This window comes from Ferrimonas senticii DSM 18821 (genome assembly GCF_000422665.1).
GTDB classification, from domain to species: domain Bacteria; phylum Pseudomonadota; class Gammaproteobacteria; order Enterobacterales; family Shewanellaceae; genus Ferrimonas; species Ferrimonas senticii.
Genome location: NZ_KE383899.1, coordinates 243,597 through 260,274 on the forward strand (window position 1 = coordinate 243,597; position 16,678 = coordinate 260,274).

Here is a 16,678-nt window from a genome sequence, read left to right on the forward strand (position 1 = left end):
ACAAATTCCGCATTTGTCGTCGTTTCAACATCGCTCTACCGTAGCGCCAATGCCCTAAGCCGAGGGCCACTTTGGGAACGTCAACATGAACAGATCCGTAATTGCTTTAGCTCTGGCCACCATCAGTTGCAGCGCCACCGCGCAGTTAAGCGAGCCAGATTTCTATGGCCGCATTTGGTTGGGTGCCACCCACAGCCAAAACGGCTTAGCCAGCAAAGAGAAAGTCGCTGGCAGCGCCTTAGAAAACTATGCCTCCCGCGTAGGCGTGAAAGGCAATTATCAGGTGAACAATGATTTGACGTTGATCTACCAAATCGAGTTGGGGATCGACAGCGTTGATGAAGACGCTAAGAAAGATCCAGTTAACGCCCGCGATACTTTCTTAGGTTTGAAAGGCCAGTACGGCACCCTGTTCGCAGGCCGAATGAACACCGCACTAAAAACCTCTGAAGGGCCTGTGGATGCGTTCAATGCGACCAATGGTGATATGAGCTACATGATCGCCGGTCAAGACCGTTTATCCGATCATCTGCAATTTATCGGCCTGTTACCACACCGTTTCAGCGTTCATAGCTCCTACATTCTGGAAGAAGATTTTAAAGGCAACGCCAAACTAGAAGATGCGGGCAACTTTGCCATCTCGCTGCATTACGGCGACAACAAGTTCCGCACCAGTCCGCTGTTTGTTAGCGCCACCGTGGCCGATGGCATTAACGGCGTCGACGCTAGCCGTTTAACCCTAGCGTACAAGCTAGACAACCTGAAATTAGGTGCGATGTGGCAAGACAGTGACTCGCTCAAAAACAGCAACCTTGGCGGCCAAAGTTACCTAGTAAGCGCCCAATACCAAGCCGATGCCAACACCTTCAAGGCGCAGTTTATCGCCGATAAGGCCGGCATGGGCAAAGTCACCAGCACCGCCGTTGCCGCCAACAGTCACAAATTGGCTGAGATCAGCGACGCCGAGTCCTACAACGTTTCCGTAGGCATCGATCACCAGCTATCGAAGCAACTGTCTATCGGTGCGCTGGCCAGCTTCTACGACGGTGAATACCAGCAAGGCGGCCAAACCATCAGCTACGACGATACCGTTGCCACGGCCCACATCCGCTTTGTGTTCTAAGCAACCGCCCGAATTCCAATTAGCTCGATAGACAACCATGAAACTAAAACACTCTCTGCTGGTGGCTGGCATTGTCGCCGCTCTTAGCCAAACCGTGGCGGCCAACGACAACTTGGCCGGCTTACACGCCGATATGCTCGGCTGTGACGCCTGCCACAGCGCCAGCATGCAACCGCAAGACGACAACCTCAGCATCGAAAATGGCAACTGCGCGGATTGTCACGGCGACATCCACGAAGTGGCCGAACTGACCGCCAGCGCCCACGTTAACGTGCACGCCTCGCACTTCCCTGGTGAGCCGGCCTGTACCAGTTGCCACCAAGCGCACCAGCCTTCGGTGAACTACTGCGACGCCTGCCATAGCTTCGATTTTGATCTGCCGTTTGCAGGTAAATGGCAGCGTCATGAACCGTCCATTGCCGAACTGGCCAAAGAGCAAGCGGATCGCAGCGCCGCCCTAGCACTGGCGCCGCGCGCCACCACCGACATCGTGGTAGTTGGCTCCGGCGGTGCCGGCTTCTCTGCCGCCGTGGCCGCCCACGATGCGGGCGCAAAGGTGATCCTGATTGAGAAAGAGCCGGTGATCGGCGGCAACGCTAAGCTGGCTGCCGGTGGCATGAACGCTGCCGAATCCGCCTCGCAAGCGGCGCTGGGGATCAAAGACGACGTCGAGATCATGATCAAAGACACCATGAAAGGCGGCTACGACAAAAACGATCCGGCGCTGGTGGATGTCTTGGCGCAGAACTCCGCCGGCTCCGTGGCGTGGCTAACCGCAATGGGGGCCGATCTGAAAGACGTTGGTCGCATGGGCGGCGCATCGGTTAACCGTTCCCACCGGCCAACCGGCGGTGCCGGTGTTGGCGCCCACGTGGTGCAGGTACTGCTGGATAACGCGGTTGAACGCAACATCGACATGCGCCTGAACACTCGCGCGGTGGAGATCCTTAAAGACGATAACGGCGCAGTCCGTGGCCTATTAGTGAAGGGCGCTCACACCGGTTACTACTGGATTTCAGCCAAATCGGTGATTTTGGCCACCGGTGGCTTCGCCAAAAACAACGACCGAGTAGCGGCGCTGGATCCAAAACTTAAAGGCTTTATGGCCACCAACCATCCGGGCGCCACTGGCGACGGCTTGGATGTGGCAGCCAATGCCGATGCGGCAATGCGCGATCTGCAATACATCCAAGCTCACCCAACCCATTCGGTTAAAGGTGGGGTGATGATCACTGAAGCGGTTCGCGGTAACGGTGCCATCTTGGTGAACCGTGAAGGCCAGCGCTTCGTCAACGAGATCACCACCCGTGACCGCGCCGCCGCCGCGATCCTGCAGCAGAGCCAAGGCAGTGCCTTCTTGGTGTTTGACCACGCGGTACGTAAATCGCTGAAGAAGATTGAAGGTTATGTCGAACTGGGGATTGTGCCGGTCGCCGATGATCTGGTCGCTCTGGGGGCCAAAGCGGGCATTGATGGCGCCGCACTAAGCCAAACCATCAACAGCTATAACGGCTATGTCGCAGAGGGCAAAGACGCGCAATTTGAACGGCAAAACCTGCCACGACCATTAACGCAAGGGCCATTCTACGCCTTGGAGGTAACTCCAGCGGTGCACCACACCATGGGCGGGATTGCGATTGATGCCAGCACCGCCGTGCAAGGGACCGATGGCAAAGCAATTGCTGGCCTGTATGCCGCAGGGGAAGTAACCGGAGGCGTGCACGGCGCCAACCGTTTGGGCGGTAACGCCATCTCCGACATCGTCACCTTTGGCCGCGTCGCCGGCGAACAAGCCGCGAAGTACATCGGCAAATAACTTCAAGGCTTCGTTTCTAACCTCACTGGAAACGAAGCCTTTTTAAATTAAGGATTTCACCATGAACAAAACTTTGATTGCCGCCGCGATTGCCGCCACCAGTCTGTTTACCAGCCACGCCATTGCGGCGCCACAACCGCACAGCGACAGCGCCGTGAGCGTGTTTGATTCCGCCATCTACGGCAGCCTGTTTAGCAACGACGAGATCCGCGCCATCTTTAACGACGATGCGCTGGTCAGTTACTGGCTCGAGGTGGAAGTCGCGCTCGCCCAATCCCAAGCGGAACTGGGGCTGATCCCTGCTGCAGCGGCACAATCGATCGCCAAGGTCGCCAAACTGGAAACCATCGACATGGCGGCGCTGGGTACCAACACCGCTAAGGTGGGCCGAGGGATCAAAGGCTTAACCGATCAACTGCGCAAAGCCGGTGACGCCAACGTTAAGAGCTACCTGCACTACGGTTCGACCACTCAAGACATCATGGACTCCGCCACCGCAATGCAGATCGATGCCGCGTTGGAAGTCAGCAAGCAGCGTTTGACCAAGCTGATCTTAACCGTGGCGGCAATGGCCGAAGCCCATAAAGACACCGTGATGGTGGCTCGCTCCAATGGCCAAGATGCGATCCCAACCACCTTCGGTTTGCACCTAAGCACCTACCTCAGCGAGTTAGATCGTCACCACCAACGCTTGGCAGAAGTACAGAGCCGCTTGACCATTCAAGTTGGCTCGACCGTGGGCACGCTGGCACCATACGGTGAACAAGGCGTGGCACTGCAACACAAGATGGCCGACAAACTGGGCTTGGCGGCGCCACTGACACCATGGAACCCAAGCCGCGATGTATTCGCCGAAACCGTGCAAACCGTCAGCCTGATCAACGCCACCTTGGGGCGTTTGGCGCTGGATGTGAACACCTTAAGCCGCACCCCAATCAATGAGATCAAAGAGGGCGAAAGCGGTGCTTCCTCGACCATGCCACAAAAGCGCAACCCACGAGCGGCGGAATTTATGGGCGCCTTCGAACGGATGGGCAGCATGTACAACGCCGCCGCCACTCAGATCATGAGCCACAACGACACCCGTCAGGGCGCGCCGTGGATTGTCGAGTGGAGCATCATCCCAGAGTCCTTTATGGTCGCCAACGAAGCGATGGATCGTGCCCAGCGGCTGTTTGACAACCTGATCGTCAACCCAGAAGCGATGCGAGCCAACTTTATGGCATCCGATAACTTTGTGATGTCCGAAGCGGTAATGAACGCGATGGTGGCCAAAATCGGCCGTGGCGCCGCCTACGATATGGTGAAAAAGGCGATCAAAGCCGCCCCAGTTGGCACCACCTTGGATCAGATCCTGCTGACCGATGCCAACCTAAAGCAGCACATCAGCCCAGAGCAGGCCGCGCAGTTGATGGATCCAGCCAACTACGTTGGCCAATCGGCAGCGATCGTGACCAACGCGGTTAAGGTTATCCGCGGCCGTCATCAATAACCGATAATCCGCAGAAAAACGCGCCGCCGCGCCTAACCGGCGGCGCGTTTTATTATTTCGCGGCAGGCCACTTAGTCCGCCAACGCCGCCAGCACTAATGCCGTTAGCGCTTCCCCCACCACCATATTGCCCGCCAGCAATCCCGATGGATGACAGCTTGGCGCTCCTTCGGCTAAATGCAGCCACGCCATTGGTCGCGCCGCTTGCAGCTGCTGAATGTAGCTTTGCGCTTGGTACAGGCTAACGCCCCACGGGCTTTGGGCACTGCTGGGCATCAGCGCGATGCTGTCCAGATCCAGTTCGATACCTAACGGTTGCGCTGCGCTGTCGTCAGGCAATTGTTTAAGCGCCTGCTCGATATCGGCACTTAAGCCGCTGTCGCTGAACACCGTCCGCGCCAACCCCAAGCCGCCAAAGCGCTGCAACTGCGCCAAGGTGGCCGCCGAATTTTTATAGGGGTTTAGCCCCACCACCGCGTAGTGGCTAAGGCTGCCTTCGTCCAAGGCGTAGCTAAATGGATTGCCGCTGTGACGCCCTTCCAACGCCCGACAATCGGCGTGGGGGTCAAGGTTTATCACCTGCGCGGGCCGCCGCTTTACTTGCGCATAAGCACGAATGATCGGCAGCGCGTTGTTATGGCCACCACCAATCACAATGGGGATAAGCCCAGCAGCAAAAATCGGTTCCAGCACGCTGGCGACTCGCAGATCCAGCTGCGACACCAACCAGCGCAGCCGCGCCAATTGTTCCGGTTTGCTGAGATCCAGATCCTGCGCTTGGGTTTGCAGATCGCTGACGGTCACTCGTCCCAACAGCGCCAGCGACTGCGTCGGCAAGTGATCATGCCATTGCAGATTAAGCAGCCGCGTTAGCAGTGCCGACCACGCGCCGTCTGCGCCGCCGTTACCTAAATTGGCTCGCGGCCCCAGATCTTCCGGCACCCCCAGCAACACATAACGCTTACCCGCTTTGGCCCAGCGACTCAGTTGTTGGCTTAGCGGCACACTGCCATCGTAGTGGGCAAGGCGCTCGCCGATGCGCTGCTCGCCGTGGCGTGGCCGCACATATTCCAGTGGCTGTTCGGGCTGCAGTGGTACTGGGGTGATGGTCATAATCGGTCCTTGCGTAACTCGCCGCCAATCCAGATCTGGCTCGGACGAAGCGCTCCGACCTGATAGGCCAGCTGCGCTGGAGTATCGATGGGCCACAGCAGCAGATCGGCCCGTTTGCCAACCTCAATGGTGCCACACCGCCCCTGCCAACCAAGCGCCTTGGCGCCATTACGGGTGATCCCCGCCAGCGCTTCGGCAGGCGTCATCCCCCACAAGGTGCAGGCCAAATTAAGCATCAACAGCAGCGAGAATATTGGGCTGGAGCCGGGGTTGGCATCGCTGGCCAGCGCGATAGCAACCTGCTCTTGGCGCAGTTGCGCGAGCGGCGGTTGCTTAGTCTCCTTTAGGAAGTAATAAGCGCCGGGCAACAGCACCGCAGTGGTGCCAGCGTTGGCCATGGCGGCAATACCGTCGCCATCGAGATATTCCAGATGATCCGCCGACAAGCCATCGAAACTGGCCACTAAGGCGCTGCCGTGCTGGTTCGAGAGCTGCTCGGCGTGCAGTTTCACCGGCAAATCGAGCGCCCGCGCCGCCTCGAACACTCGGCGGATCTGCTCTGGGCTAAAGGCAATCGATTCGCAAAAACCATCGACCGCATCCACTAAGCCCTCGGCAGCCAACGCCGGCAGCACTTCAAGGCATAGATAGTCGATGTAACCGTCGGCATCGCCCTGATATTCCGGCGGCAGCGCGTGGGCGCCTAAAAAGGTGCGCTGCATCGAAATGCCAAACTCATCCCGCAGCTGCGTCGCCGCCAGCAACATCTGCCGCTCGGCCTCAAGGCTTAAGCCGTAGCCGGATTTTACCTCGATGCCGGTAACCCCCTCGGCCATCAGCGCCGCCAGTCTAGGCCGTGCCGCCGCTACCAGCTGATCGACGCTGGCCGCTCGGGTTGCCGCGACGGTGCTGGCGATGCCGCCACCGGCGCGGGCGATCTCCTCATAGCTTGCCCCCGCTAAGCGCATCGCAAACTCATCGGCGCGGTTACCGGCAAACACCAGGTGGGTGTGGCAATCGATAAAGCCCGGCAACAACCACTGACCTTGGCCGTCAATCTGCTCATCGCAATCAAACTCGGCGGGCAAGTCGGTTTCACGGCCAACCCAGGCGATCCGATCCGCCACCAGCGCCACTGCGCCGTGACGCAATTGGCCGTACTCTTGGTCGCCTGTAAAGGTTGCCAAATGCACATTACGAATAAGCCGATCCCAGCGGCCAGCAGCAGTGGTCATCATCCTGATCTCATTCAATCCAATTGTATTGAGGATAAAACCAGCAGCTTGTATATACAACCTAGCTATGCCAGATTAACTAACACTCAACATCTGTACGGTAATTCGCCAGCATGTCGACACCTCGTTTTGTGGTCATCAAACAGCATCTGCTTAAACAGATAGAGCAAGGGCATTGGCCTGAGCACGCGCCGGTGCCATCGGAAAATGAGTTGGCCGAGCAATTCGCGGTCAGCCGCATGACCGCCCGCCGTGCGGTCAGCGAGTTAGTCGAACAAGGGGTGCTGGTGCGGCAGCAGGGCAAAGGCACTTATGTTGCCGATCACCGCGCGCAAACGCCGATGTTGGCAATCCGCAATATCGCCGATGAGATCCGCAGTCGCGGCAACCGTTGGCACGCTAAGGTACTGGCACTTACAGGCACGGTCGCCAGCAACGGCGATGCGGTCGGTTTTGCTATTGAACCGGGGACGCCGCTGTTTCGCTCGCAGATTGTCCATCTGGAAGATGACCGACCGGTGCAGTTAGAGCAGCGACTGGTGAATCCGGCGCTGGCCGAGGATTACTTGGCGCAGGATTTTACCCAGATCACCCCGCACGAATACCTGTGTTCGGTGGCGCCACTTACCGCCGCCGATCACATCGTTGAAGCGATTGCCGCCAACGCCGAGCAAGCCCAGCAACTGCAGATTGCGCTGCACAGCCCGTGCTTGAAGATCAGCCGCCAAACCCGCAGCCGTTCCGGAGTGGTTAGCATCGCCAGCTTGATCTACCCCGGCAGCCGCTATCGCCTCGGCGCCCATCTCGATTTCTAAACAAGGCTCTAAAACAACAAAAACAATCATCCGACAAGGAGTACTCATGAGTTCACGGAACGACCCCAGCCGTCATATCAAGGCGGATACCGGCACCAGCATCAGCTGTAAAAGCTGGCTGACCGAAGCGGCGATGCGGATGCTGCAAAACAACCTCGATGCCGAGGTCGCCGAAAACCCGCAACAGTTGGTGGTGTATGGCGGCATAGGCCGCGCTGCCCGCGATTGGCAGTGCTTCGATACCATCATTGAGGTACTCAAGCGGCTGGAGGATAACCAAACCTTGTTGGTGCAATCCGGCAAACCGGTAGGGGTATTTCCAACTCATAAAGACGCGCCACGAGTGCTGATCGCCAACTCCAACTTGGTACCGCACTGGGCCAATTGGGAGCACTTTAATCAGCTCGATAAGCAAGGGCTGATGATGTACGGCCAGATGACCGCCGGTTCGTGGATCTACATCGGCACCCAAGGGATTGTTCAAGGCACCTACGAAACCTTTGTGGCGATGGCCAAACAACACTTTGACGGCAATGCCAGCGGCCGCTGGGTGTTGACCGGTGGCCTTGGTGGCATGGGCGGCGCTCAGCCCTTAGCCGCAACCATGGCGGGCTTTTCTTGTTTAGCGGTGGAATGCGATGAAACCCGCATCGATTTTCGGCTGCGCACCCGCTATCTGGATAAGAAGGCCTACAGCTTGGATGAAGCGCTGGCGCTGATCGATCAGGCCAATGCTGAGGGCAAACCGGTATCCGTCGGTCTACTGGGCAACTGCGCCGATATCTTCCCCGAGCTGGTGGCGCGCGGCGTGGTTCCCGATGTAGTCACCGACCAAACCAGCGCCCACGATCCGCTTAACGGTTATCTGCCCAAAGGCTGGACGCTAGAACACGCCAAAGCGATGCGCCTCGAACAGCCCGATGCGGTGGTTAAGGCCGCCAAAGACTCGATGGCGCTGCAAGTGCAAGCGATGCTGACCCTGCAAGCACGCGGCAGTGCCACCACCGATTACGGCAACAACATCAGGCAGATGGCGTTCGAACAAGGGGTCGCAAACGCCTTTGATTTCCCCGGCTTTGTGCCCGCCTACATCCGCCCGCTGTTCTGCCAAGGCATTGGCCCGTTCCGCTGGGTGGCGCTGTCTGGCGATCCCGAGGACATCTACAAAACCGACGCCAAAGTGAAGGAATTAATCCCCGACGATCCGCACCTGCACAACTGGCTGGATATGGCTCGCGAGCGGATCGCCTTCCAAGGATTGCCCGCCCGCATTTGCTGGATTGGCCTTAAAGATCGCGCCCGCATCGCCGCCGCCTTTAACCAGATGGTCAAAGATGGCGAACTGAGCGCGCCGATTGTGATTGGCCGCGACCACTTAGACTCCGGCTCGGTCGCCAGCCCCAACCGCGAAACCGAAGCGATGCTGGATGGCTCCGATGCGGTTTCCGACTGGCCGCTGCTGAATGCGCTGCTGAACACCGCCGGTGGTGCCACTTGGGTGTCGCTGCATCACGGTGGCGGCGTCGGTATGGGCTTTAGCCAACACTCTGGAGTGGTGATAGTCGCCGACGGCAGCGATGACGCCGCCGCCCGCATTGGCCGGGTGCTGCACAACGATCCCGCCACTGGGGTTATGCGCCACGCCGATGCCGGTTACGACATCGCTAAGCAGTGCGCCAGCGAGCAACAATTGGATCTGCCGATGCTGGCTAAGGAGACGAGCCGATGAACCACATCAATTTAATTCCCGGCACCCTGACCCTGTCACAGTTACGCCAGATCAGCCGCGCCCCCGTATCGTTAACGCTGGACGACAGCGCCATCGCTGCCATTGAAGCCAGCTGCGCCACCGTCGCCAAAGTGCTGGAGGAAGATCGCACCGTTTATGGCATCAACACCGGTTTTGGCTTGCTGGCCAACACCCGCATCGCCGCCGACGAGTTAGAGCTGCTGCAACGCTCGATTGTGCTGTCCCACGCCGCCGGCATCGGCCAGTACATGAGTGACGCCACGGTGCGATTGATGATGGTGCTGAAGATCAACTCGCTGGCACGGGGGTTCTCGGGGCTGCGGCTGCAAGTGATCAATATGCTGATCACCCTGCTCAATGCCGAGATCTACCCCTGTGTGCCAGAAAAAGGTTCGGTCGGCGCTTCCGGCGACTTAGCGCCATTGGCACACATGAGCACCCTGCTGCTGGGTGAAGGTTTTGCCCGTCATCAAGGCGAAGTGCTGCCTTCTGCTGAGGCACTGAAACTGGCGGGGCTAACGCCGATTGCGCTGGCGCCGAAAGAGGGCTTGGCGCTGCTGAACGGCACTCAGGCCTCGACCGCCTTTGCGCTGGAAGGGCTGTTTAACAGCGAGGATCTGTACGCCGCCGCCACCGTCGCTGGGGCGCTATCAGTGGAAGCCGCCAAAGGTTCACGGCGGCCGTTTGATGATCGCATCCATCAGGTACGCGGCCATCAAACTCAGATCGACGCCGCTCACGCCTATCGCCATCTGCTGACCGAACGCAGCGACGTTGGCGACAGCCACGTCGATTGTGAAAAGGTGCAAGATCCTTATTCACTGCGCTGTCAGCCGCAGGTGATGGGAGCTTGCCTAGAACAGATCCGCAGCGCCGCCAAGGTGCTGTTGGTGGAAGCCAACGCGGTCTCCGACAACCCGTTGGTGTTTGCCGACGACAACGACATCATCTCCGGCGGCAACTTCCACGCCGAGCCGGTAGCGATGGCGGCGGACAACTTAGCGCTGGCGATTGCCGAGATTGGCGCCCTATCGGAGCGACGGATGGCACTGCTGATCGACAGCCAAATGACCGGCCTACCGCCATTTTTGGTCGACAACGGTGGGGTTAACTCCGGCTTTATGATTGCTCAGGTGACCTCGGCGGCACTGGCCAGCGAAAACAAAAGTCTGGCGCATCCGGCTTCGGTGGACAGCTTGCCAACCTCCGCCAATCAGGAAGATCATGTGTCGATGGCGACCTTTGCCGCGCGGCGGTTACGGGAGATGAGCGACAACAGCGCAGGGGTACTGGCAGTAGAGTTACTGGCCGCCTGTCAGGGGCTGGATTTCTTAGCACCGAAGCAAACCAGCGCACCGCTGCAACAGGCCAAAGCGCAACTGCGAGCGCTGGTGCCGTTCTACGACAAAGATCGCTACTTCGCCCCAGATATCGAAGCCGCCAAACAACTGGTGCAATCCGCCCTCTATAACCAAGCGATGCCGCCGAAATTACTGCCAAGTTTCGGCTAATGCTGTCGTTGTGATTAGGGCGTGTTGACGTTTGGTGTTCAGAATTTGGTCGAGGATAGCGGTCGTCAATCGAGGACTGCGATTGAAGGCATAGTGGCTCTACGTCGAAATCGTATGACGAAGAGTGACGGCCGCTAGTCCGGCCCTGAAAGGCGCCCATCAGTAACAATTGGTTGGCTTACCGAGTGCAACTTGCTGTTAAAACACACTACGGTGGGCGCAAAAATATACGGCAAAGGTCAACACGCCCTAACTGCACAATCCCTCTAAGGCGCTGATAAATCAGCGCCTTGTTTGTTGCAGCCAGTCTAGGCACAATCGCCGCTCTCTCTTTTCTGTCTGCGTCCGCGTTTATGCCCTTGCCATTGTTACTTTGGTTACTGCTGTGCTTCAGTGTGGTTCTACCCTGCCGTGCCATTCAGTTTGGCGATTACGACAGCGATGTCGCGGCGCTGCTGTGGGAATATCTGCATCAGGGCGAATTGCTGGCCACCGATAAACCGACCCAGATGGCGCTGCGCAACAACGGCGCCGACACCTTGGTGGATTTTGAGCAGGGCACCATCACCGTCGTGGCCGACAGTCGCGACCAGTTAAAACAGGGGATCGTGCAGATCATTCTAACCCAGTTTGATCCGACCGAAATTGATGCCCAAACCGTCGAGGATTTTGGACTAGTCAGAAAAAACCAAAAGCCGTTTTTCTACAATCAGATCCGCGACCACGATGGTCAGCCGATTGAATTTGCCTGGCGCGCGGAACGCTACGCCGACCGCCTGATGACCAAGCTCGGCTGGCGTAACGGCCGACCGCAAGTGCGGATCCCCTTAGTGGCCGAACACACCCAAATTGCCGGTAGCAAATACTTAAGTCTGGCCCGCCAAGCGGGGCAACGTCATGGGATCTCAGTGCCGTTAATGATGGCAATTATGGAAACCGAAAGCGCCTTTAACCCGCTGGCACGCTCACGCTCAAACGCCTTGGGGCTGATGCAGATCAAAGCCAATACTGCCGGCCGCGATTACTTTGCTTTGATTAAGGGTTACCAACACACGCCATCGGCCAGCTACCTGTACCAGCCGGCGCAGAACATCGAAACCGCCGCCGGTTATCTGAAGATCTTGAAAACCCGCTACCTGAAAGGGATCTGGAACGCCACCAAGTTGGAATACGCGATGATCGCCAGTTACAACGGCGGCGCCGGTAACCTGTGGAACAGCTTAGATCGGCGCGGCAACAAAACCAACGCGATCGCCCGCATCAACAAGATGACCGAAAAGGAGTTCTATTGGTTCTTAACCAATCGCCACAACCGCGATGAAACCCGCAACTACGTCCGTAAAGTGACCAGTCGTCAGGGCAAATACCGCTAGTTGTAAATCTCGCTTGCGCTGCGACATTTACTTCTGGCGATAAATTGTTATCGTCGCTGCACATTTTCGCTGTAATCAACAATCTCTCGTGCATCTGTTACTTCTGGTGACCCTTCTGTGGGCGTTTTCATTTAGCCTGATTGGCGTCTATCTGGCTGGCCAAGTGGACAGCTACTTTTCGGTACTTACCCGCATCGTCCTCGCCGCATTGGTGTTCTTGCCCTTTATCAAGTGGCGCCAAGTACAGCCCAAGCTCGCCCTGCAGCTGATGGCCATTGGCGCAATCCAGTTAGGATTGATGTACGTGTTCTACTACCACTCATTCCTGCTGTTGACGGTGCCAGAGGTGCTGATCTTCACCATCTTCACTCCGATCTACATCACCCTGATTTACGATCTGCTCAAAGGTCGCTTCTCGCCCTACTTCCTGTTTACTGCGGTATTGGCGGTGATCGGCGCGGCGATTATCCGCTACGACGCCATCACCGACGATTACTTGCTGGGCTTTGCGGTGGTGCAAGGGGCTAACCTCTGCTTCGCCATCGGCCAAGTCGGCTACAAGGTGTTGATGGAAAACCATGGCGAGGCGGTCAATCAGCGCAGTACCTTTGGCTTTTTCTACCTCGGCGCGTTGGCAGTGGCACTGCTGCTGTGGGCGGTTAAAGGCGGCGAGCAATACCCAACCACCCTGACCCAATGGGGGGTATTGGTCTGGCTGGGAGCGGTCGCTTCTGGGCTGGGCTATTTCCTGTGGAATCGCGGCGCGACCATGGTCAGCAGCGGCCAACTGGCGGTGATGAATAACCTGCTGATCCCCGCCGGGCTTATCGTCAATCTGCTGATCTGGAATCGCCAAGCGGACTTAACCGCACTGGCGATTGGCGGCGGCATTATCGTGCTGTCGATGGTGCTGAATCAGCGCTGGCTGCAACAGCGGACGCAATAGCCCGCTAAGCGCGCTTGTAGCGATGCAGCAGCGATTTCGGTAAGTGACAAATGTCATCAGGACAGCGGCTTAGCCTGTCCTGATGTTGCTCATCACTGCGGACGAAATTGGTCAGCGGCAACACCTCAACGACTACTCGTTCGGCATCGTCACGCTTGGCGATAAAATCTTTGGCTTCGACCAGATGTCGCGGATCCGTGCTGTACACCCCGGTGCGGTATTTATGGCCGAGATCCGGCCCCTGCTGGTCGATGCTGTAGGGATCGATGATCTCAAACAGATGCGCCACTAACTGCGCCACCGAGGTCTGCTGCGGCTCAAATTCAACCCGAACGCACTCAGCGTAACCATCGTAATCACCGCGAGTGCTATTGCTGCTGCCATTGGCACGACCCGCTTCGGTATTAATAACTCCCGGCAGATAACGCACAAACTCCTGCACGCCCCACAGGCAGCCACCAGCCAAATAGATCTGTTGCATCACCGGACTTCCTTAACAATTCAGAGCCGCAAGTGTATCTGTTGTTATCGCCGTTTTCCCAGATACGACAAAGGCCCGTCGATTTCTCTACGAGCCTTTGCGAAATATGGTGGGATGTGAATGTACGCGAACACCACGACGAACAGCGACCTTACGCCACGCCGTCGCCCTTCACTGTCCCCCTAAGCTGCACCGCGCTTAGCTCATGCCACATTAACCCGCCATACTCCCAATGGAGATAATTTACCTATAGTCTCTAGGGGAATTGATACGTACACAATAAGGTCAAGGAATGAACAAGTGTATTTTGTATTTATTGAGCCTACTTTGGCTCACCGGCTGCGCCACCATCAAAAAAGATTTGGATGTAGATGTCCCCATCATAAACGCCATCGCGCTTGAAGACGTGAGCACGGTAGAAGCGCTGATTAAGCAAGATCCCGGTCTATTAAACACATACCATCGACATACCGGCGGCGCGGCCTTGATCAATGAGCTGAATAAGAAAGGCGTTATGGAGGTTATGCCAGAACACACCTGGTCTCTGGTAAATATGGCGTGGTACAGCGAGCTAAAGTTGACGCCACTTGCTTGGAGTGTCTATCTGAAAAAGCCCACGGTGACGCAGTTGCTGTTTGATTTAGGCGCCGATCCAACCTTTCCCCACGCGGTTCACAAGAACCGATCGGGCACCGAAATACCCTTAAGCCTGTATGCGCTCATCGACCCCAAGCTGGAGAACGAACGCGACGTGGCGCTTGGCAACACATTGTTTGAGAACGATTATTTTGCCAACAATGTGTATTTTGCTCATGTTAATTGTAGCAGAAGTTACGGCAGATACTCTCGCCTCGACTATGTTGATTTTTTTCCGCTAATCTCGTACTTCGTTTGCACCCGCAACCCATCGGCGCACTATGATTCGGGCGAACCGGACCTTAATGTTGCCGACATCAAACAATGGGAGTCGTGGGGCTTCCGTTTCAGTGATAAACCAAGCATGCACCATCAGGCTTTCCTGGGCCATCTTTTGCTGGATTTCTATATCGGCAATAACACGGTCGAATCGCCGCAGGAGTTTAACAACTACCTCTATGAGCAGGATCGCTATGGCCGGATACTGTGGGGCAAGAAAGATGGCTATGGCCACACCGCCATCGAACATCGACTCGAGCAATTTGAGCAGTTCAACAAGCAACGCAACCATTATTATCAGCTCAGCCTTCGGACATTCGGCCACATCAAATCCCTTAACCACGGCACCAATAACTGGCGTGACATGGACGCCATCCTTGCTGATAACCCACAAATGCTGAGCCACCTCAATGGCGCCATCAAAAAGTACAATCAATACGCCAAGGCCGAGCGACAGAAGCACCTAAACGCCAAAGCCAGTGAGCCAAGCCTATTTAACAACGTGATGAAGGCGGCGATCGTGGGCACGACTTACGGGATTGCTCAAGACGCCGGCTTAAATGCTACTCAGGTTGCTGACTTAACCGGTTCGGTAGCGGTCGATATGTTTGTTAATGATGGCCAGCCAGTACAAACCAACGAACTGCAACAGCAAGCCCAAGCCGCCGCAAAGGCCAGCAGCCATGCTGCACCGTCCCCTGAGGCCGCCACTAATGAGGCCGAGCTACTAGCCAAAGTCAAAGCGCAGTGCAGCTTAAGTAATTATCGGGAAACAGCGTATTCCGACGATGATCACGGGATTCATTATTGCAAGGCGGCGTTTGTCGCTACCTGCTTTAAGGACTTGGGCCATCGCGTAGAACAGCAAAACTCGATGATCGAGAAAAACTGCAGTGCCTTGCAATCACTTGAGGACGGCACGCCCAGCTGCCGCTATTGCCCTTAAACCACCGACTAGATTATCCGCCAGCCTCAGCAGAAGAAGCTGGCGGATATGAACGCCATTAATAACGGCTTAATGGGCCGGCTCCCGTTAATAGGAACTCCCCCCAATTTGGCCGCACTCCACCAATCCATCATCACTCGGCGTCGCTGCAACACCACATTGGACGTTATCAGATACAAAAAAGCCCCAAAACCTTGAACATTAAGGCTTTGAGGCTAATTTTATCGTCCAGAAAAAACCGACGAAATCTGAATTTGGTGGCCCCTGGGGGACTTGACCAACCCCCTGAATTAGCTGATTTTACTGAATCCTTAGTTTCAGAAATTCAAATCGTGTATCCAATCGTGTACCAAAAAAATCTTGCTGGGTGCTAAAGGAACAGGCCTTATCGAGCTTGCCCTAATCAAAGGCATCAATCAGATGGCCAGTTTTAGCCTGCCACTAAAATCCCAAACGCTCCGCATTATCTCGCAGCCATTCACGACATTCGACATAGTCGGGGATCACCCGTTCCAGCTCTTTCCAGAACTTCGGCGAATGATCATGGTGTTTTAGATGACACAGTTCATGGGCCACTACGTAATCCACGATGCGGTTCGGGGCCATCACGATGACCCAGTTAAACTCGATATCCCCCTTGGCTGTGCAGCTTCCCCAGCGGCTTTTGAAGGTCTTCACCGACACTGACTTGGGCTCCACGCCAATCATCTGGGCATAGCGCGCAGACTTCTCCCGCAGCTTGCTGTGCGCATGACTGCGATACCAGCGCGCCAAGGAGTTGCGTACCGCTTTGGCTGTGTCCACATGCTCAGGCACCGTTACTTGCAACCGACCTTGCAACAACTTGGTCGGCGCATAGGGGCCAGAATCCACCTTCAAGCGATAGTTGCGGCCAAGGTAGGGGAAAGCCTCACCGGAGACGAAAGACCTGTTACTGGGCGGTACAGCGACCTGATGGCGGGCAATCTTATCAATGATCCACTGATGCTTGTCCTTCAGTAACCGGGCAATGCGCTCCAGTTCCAACTGTTGCGGCACCACCACACACACCTCGCCATCCTCCACCTGGATGGAAGCAGTCTTGCGCCGCGCAGTGCGGCGCACTTCAGCAACATAACCTTCGGCCTGGATATATTCCGGTGCTCTAACGGGGCTCATTTCTT

The 16,678-nt window shown here is 56.6% G+C and carries 13 protein-coding genes; 9 read left to right on the plus strand and 4 right to left on the minus strand.

Annotated elements, in window-relative coordinates; all coding sequences use genetic code 11:
- Positions 1–85 precede the first annotated feature (85 nt).
- The 3 genes from G506_RS0116265 to G506_RS20005 all read left to right on the plus strand — a co-directional run bounded on the left by G506_RS0116265 (position 86) and on the right by G506_RS20005 (position 4,431).
- Entirely contained in the window at positions 86–1,123 is a 1,038-nt protein-coding gene (locus tag G506_RS0116265) for a porin (RefSeq protein WP_035387441.1), read from the plus strand.
- A gap of 37 nt (positions 1,124–1,160) precedes the next feature.
- Positions 1,161–2,939: a flavocytochrome c gene (locus G506_RS0116270; RefSeq protein WP_028117795.1), complete on the plus strand. Its 1,779-nt coding sequence runs from the start codon at positions 1,161–1,163 to the stop codon at positions 2,937–2,939.
- A 61-nt stretch (positions 2,940–3,000) separates the two neighbouring features.
- Positions 3,001–4,431 (plus strand): class-II fumarase/aspartase family protein, encoded by a 1,431-nt coding sequence (locus G506_RS20005; protein ID WP_051202205.1) that lies wholly within the window; start codon positions 3,001–3,003, stop codon positions 4,429–4,431.
- Positions 4,432–4,502: 71 nt separating this feature from the next.
- Here the strand turns inward: G506_RS20005 and G506_RS0116280 are convergent, their stop codons facing one another.
- Together G506_RS0116280 and hutI are read right to left on the minus strand one after the other, a co-directional pair.
- On the minus strand, positions 4,503–5,543 hold the full coding sequence (locus tag G506_RS0116280; RefSeq protein ID WP_051202206.1) for a formimidoylglutamase: 1,041 nt from the start codon (positions 5,541–5,543) through the stop codon (positions 4,503–4,505).
- Positions 5,540–6,781: an imidazolonepropionase gene (hutI, locus tag G506_RS0116285; RefSeq protein WP_028117797.1), complete on the minus strand. Its 1,242-nt coding sequence runs from the start codon at positions 6,779–6,781 to the stop codon at positions 5,540–5,542. Before hutI ends, G506_RS0116280 begins: the two co-directional genes overlap by 4 nt.
- A 110-nt stretch (positions 6,782–6,891) precedes the next feature.
- Between hutI and hutC the strand changes: the two genes are divergently transcribed.
- The 5 genes from hutC (at position 6,892) to G506_RS0116310 (ending at position 13,173) form a co-directional block, all read left to right on the plus strand.
- Complete coding sequence (gene hutC / locus G506_RS0116290; protein WP_028117798.1) at positions 6,892–7,593, plus strand: histidine utilization repressor; 702 nt, start codon at positions 6,892–6,894, stop codon at positions 7,591–7,593.
- Between the two features lie 46 nt (positions 7,594–7,639).
- On the plus strand, positions 7,640–9,322 hold the full coding sequence (gene hutU, locus G506_RS0116295) for a urocanate hydratase (RefSeq protein ID WP_028117799.1): 1,683 nt from the start codon (positions 7,640–7,642) through the stop codon (positions 9,320–9,322).
- On the plus strand, positions 9,319–10,854 hold the full coding sequence (gene hutH / locus G506_RS0116300) for a histidine ammonia-lyase (protein WP_028117800.1): 1,536 nt from the start codon (positions 9,319–9,321) through the stop codon (positions 10,852–10,854). Before hutU ends, hutH begins: the two co-directional genes overlap by 4 nt.
- Positions 10,855–11,213: 359 nt before the next feature.
- A complete protein-coding gene (locus tag G506_RS0116305) occupies positions 11,214–12,227 on the plus strand; it encodes a murein transglycosylase domain-containing protein (protein ID WP_240473444.1) in 1,014 nt (337 codons plus the stop codon).
- Between the two features lie 88 nt (positions 12,228–12,315).
- Positions 12,316–13,173 carry a DMT family transporter gene (locus G506_RS0116310; protein ID WP_028117802.1) on the plus strand — a complete coding sequence of 286 codons (858 nt, stop codon included), beginning with the start codon at positions 12,316–12,318 and terminating at the stop codon, positions 13,171–13,173.
- 4 nt (positions 13,174–13,177) lie between these two features.
- Here the strand turns inward: G506_RS0116310 and G506_RS0116315 are convergent, their stop codons facing one another.
- Complete coding sequence (locus tag G506_RS0116315) at positions 13,178–13,654, minus strand: peptide-methionine (S)-S-oxide reductase (protein ID WP_028117803.1); 477 nt, start codon at positions 13,652–13,654, stop codon at positions 13,178–13,180.
- Between the two features lie 292 nt (positions 13,655–13,946).
- On the opposite strand from G506_RS0116315, the gene G506_RS0116320 reads away from it, so the two are divergent.
- Positions 13,947–15,515, plus strand: a complete 1,569-nt coding sequence (locus tag G506_RS0116320; protein ID WP_028117804.1) for a hypothetical protein — start codon at positions 13,947–13,949, stop codon at positions 15,513–15,515.
- A 441-nt stretch (positions 15,516–15,956) separates the two neighbouring features.
- On the opposite strand, the gene G506_RS0116325 is transcribed toward G506_RS0116320, so the two are convergent.
- The gene (locus G506_RS0116325) at positions 15,957–16,673 is read right to left on the minus strand and encodes a M48 family metallopeptidase (RefSeq protein ID WP_028117805.1); all 717 of its coding nucleotides are present in this window, start codon (positions 16,671–16,673) and stop codon (positions 15,957–15,959) included.
- Positions 16,674–16,678: the final 5 nt, after the last annotated feature.

What these genes read in the sequence shown, in the direction of transcription:
- G506_RS0116265 (WP_035387441.1), top strand. Translation starts at nt 86, where the DNA reads ATGAACAGATCCGTAATTGCTTTAGCTCTGGCCACCATCAGTTGCAGC.
- G506_RS0116270 (WP_028117795.1), top strand. Translation starts at nt 1,161, where the DNA reads ATGAAACTAAAACACTCTCTGCTGGTGGCTGGCATTGTCGCCGCTCTT.
- G506_RS20005 (WP_051202205.1), top strand. Translation starts at nt 3,001, where the DNA reads ATGAACAAAACTTTGATTGCCGCCGCGATTGCCGCCACCAGTCTGTTT.
- G506_RS0116280 (WP_051202206.1), bottom strand. Translation starts at nt 5,543, where the DNA reads ATGACCATCACCCCAGTACCACTGCAGCCCGAACAGCCACTGGAATAT.
- hutI (WP_028117797.1), bottom strand. Translation starts at nt 6,781, where the DNA reads ATGATGACCACTGCTGCTGGCCGCTGGGATCGGCTTATTCGTAATGTG.
- hutC (WP_028117798.1), top strand. Translation starts at nt 6,892, where the DNA reads ATGTCGACACCTCGTTTTGTGGTCATCAAACAGCATCTGCTTAAACAG.
- hutU (WP_028117799.1), top strand. Translation starts at nt 7,640, where the DNA reads ATGAGTTCACGGAACGACCCCAGCCGTCATATCAAGGCGGATACCGGC.
- hutH (WP_028117800.1), top strand. Translation starts at nt 9,319, where the DNA reads ATGAACCACATCAATTTAATTCCCGGCACCCTGACCCTGTCACAGTTA.
- G506_RS0116315 (WP_028117803.1), bottom strand. Translation starts at nt 13,654, where the DNA reads ATGCAACAGATCTATTTGGCTGGTGGCTGCCTGTGGGGCGTGCAGGAG.
- G506_RS0116320 (WP_028117804.1), top strand. Translation starts at nt 13,947, where the DNA reads ATGAACAAGTGTATTTTGTATTTATTGAGCCTACTTTGGCTCACCGGC.
- G506_RS0116325 (WP_028117805.1), bottom strand. Translation starts at nt 16,673, where the DNA reads ATGAGCCCCGTTAGAGCACCGGAATATATCCAGGCCGAAGGTTATGTT.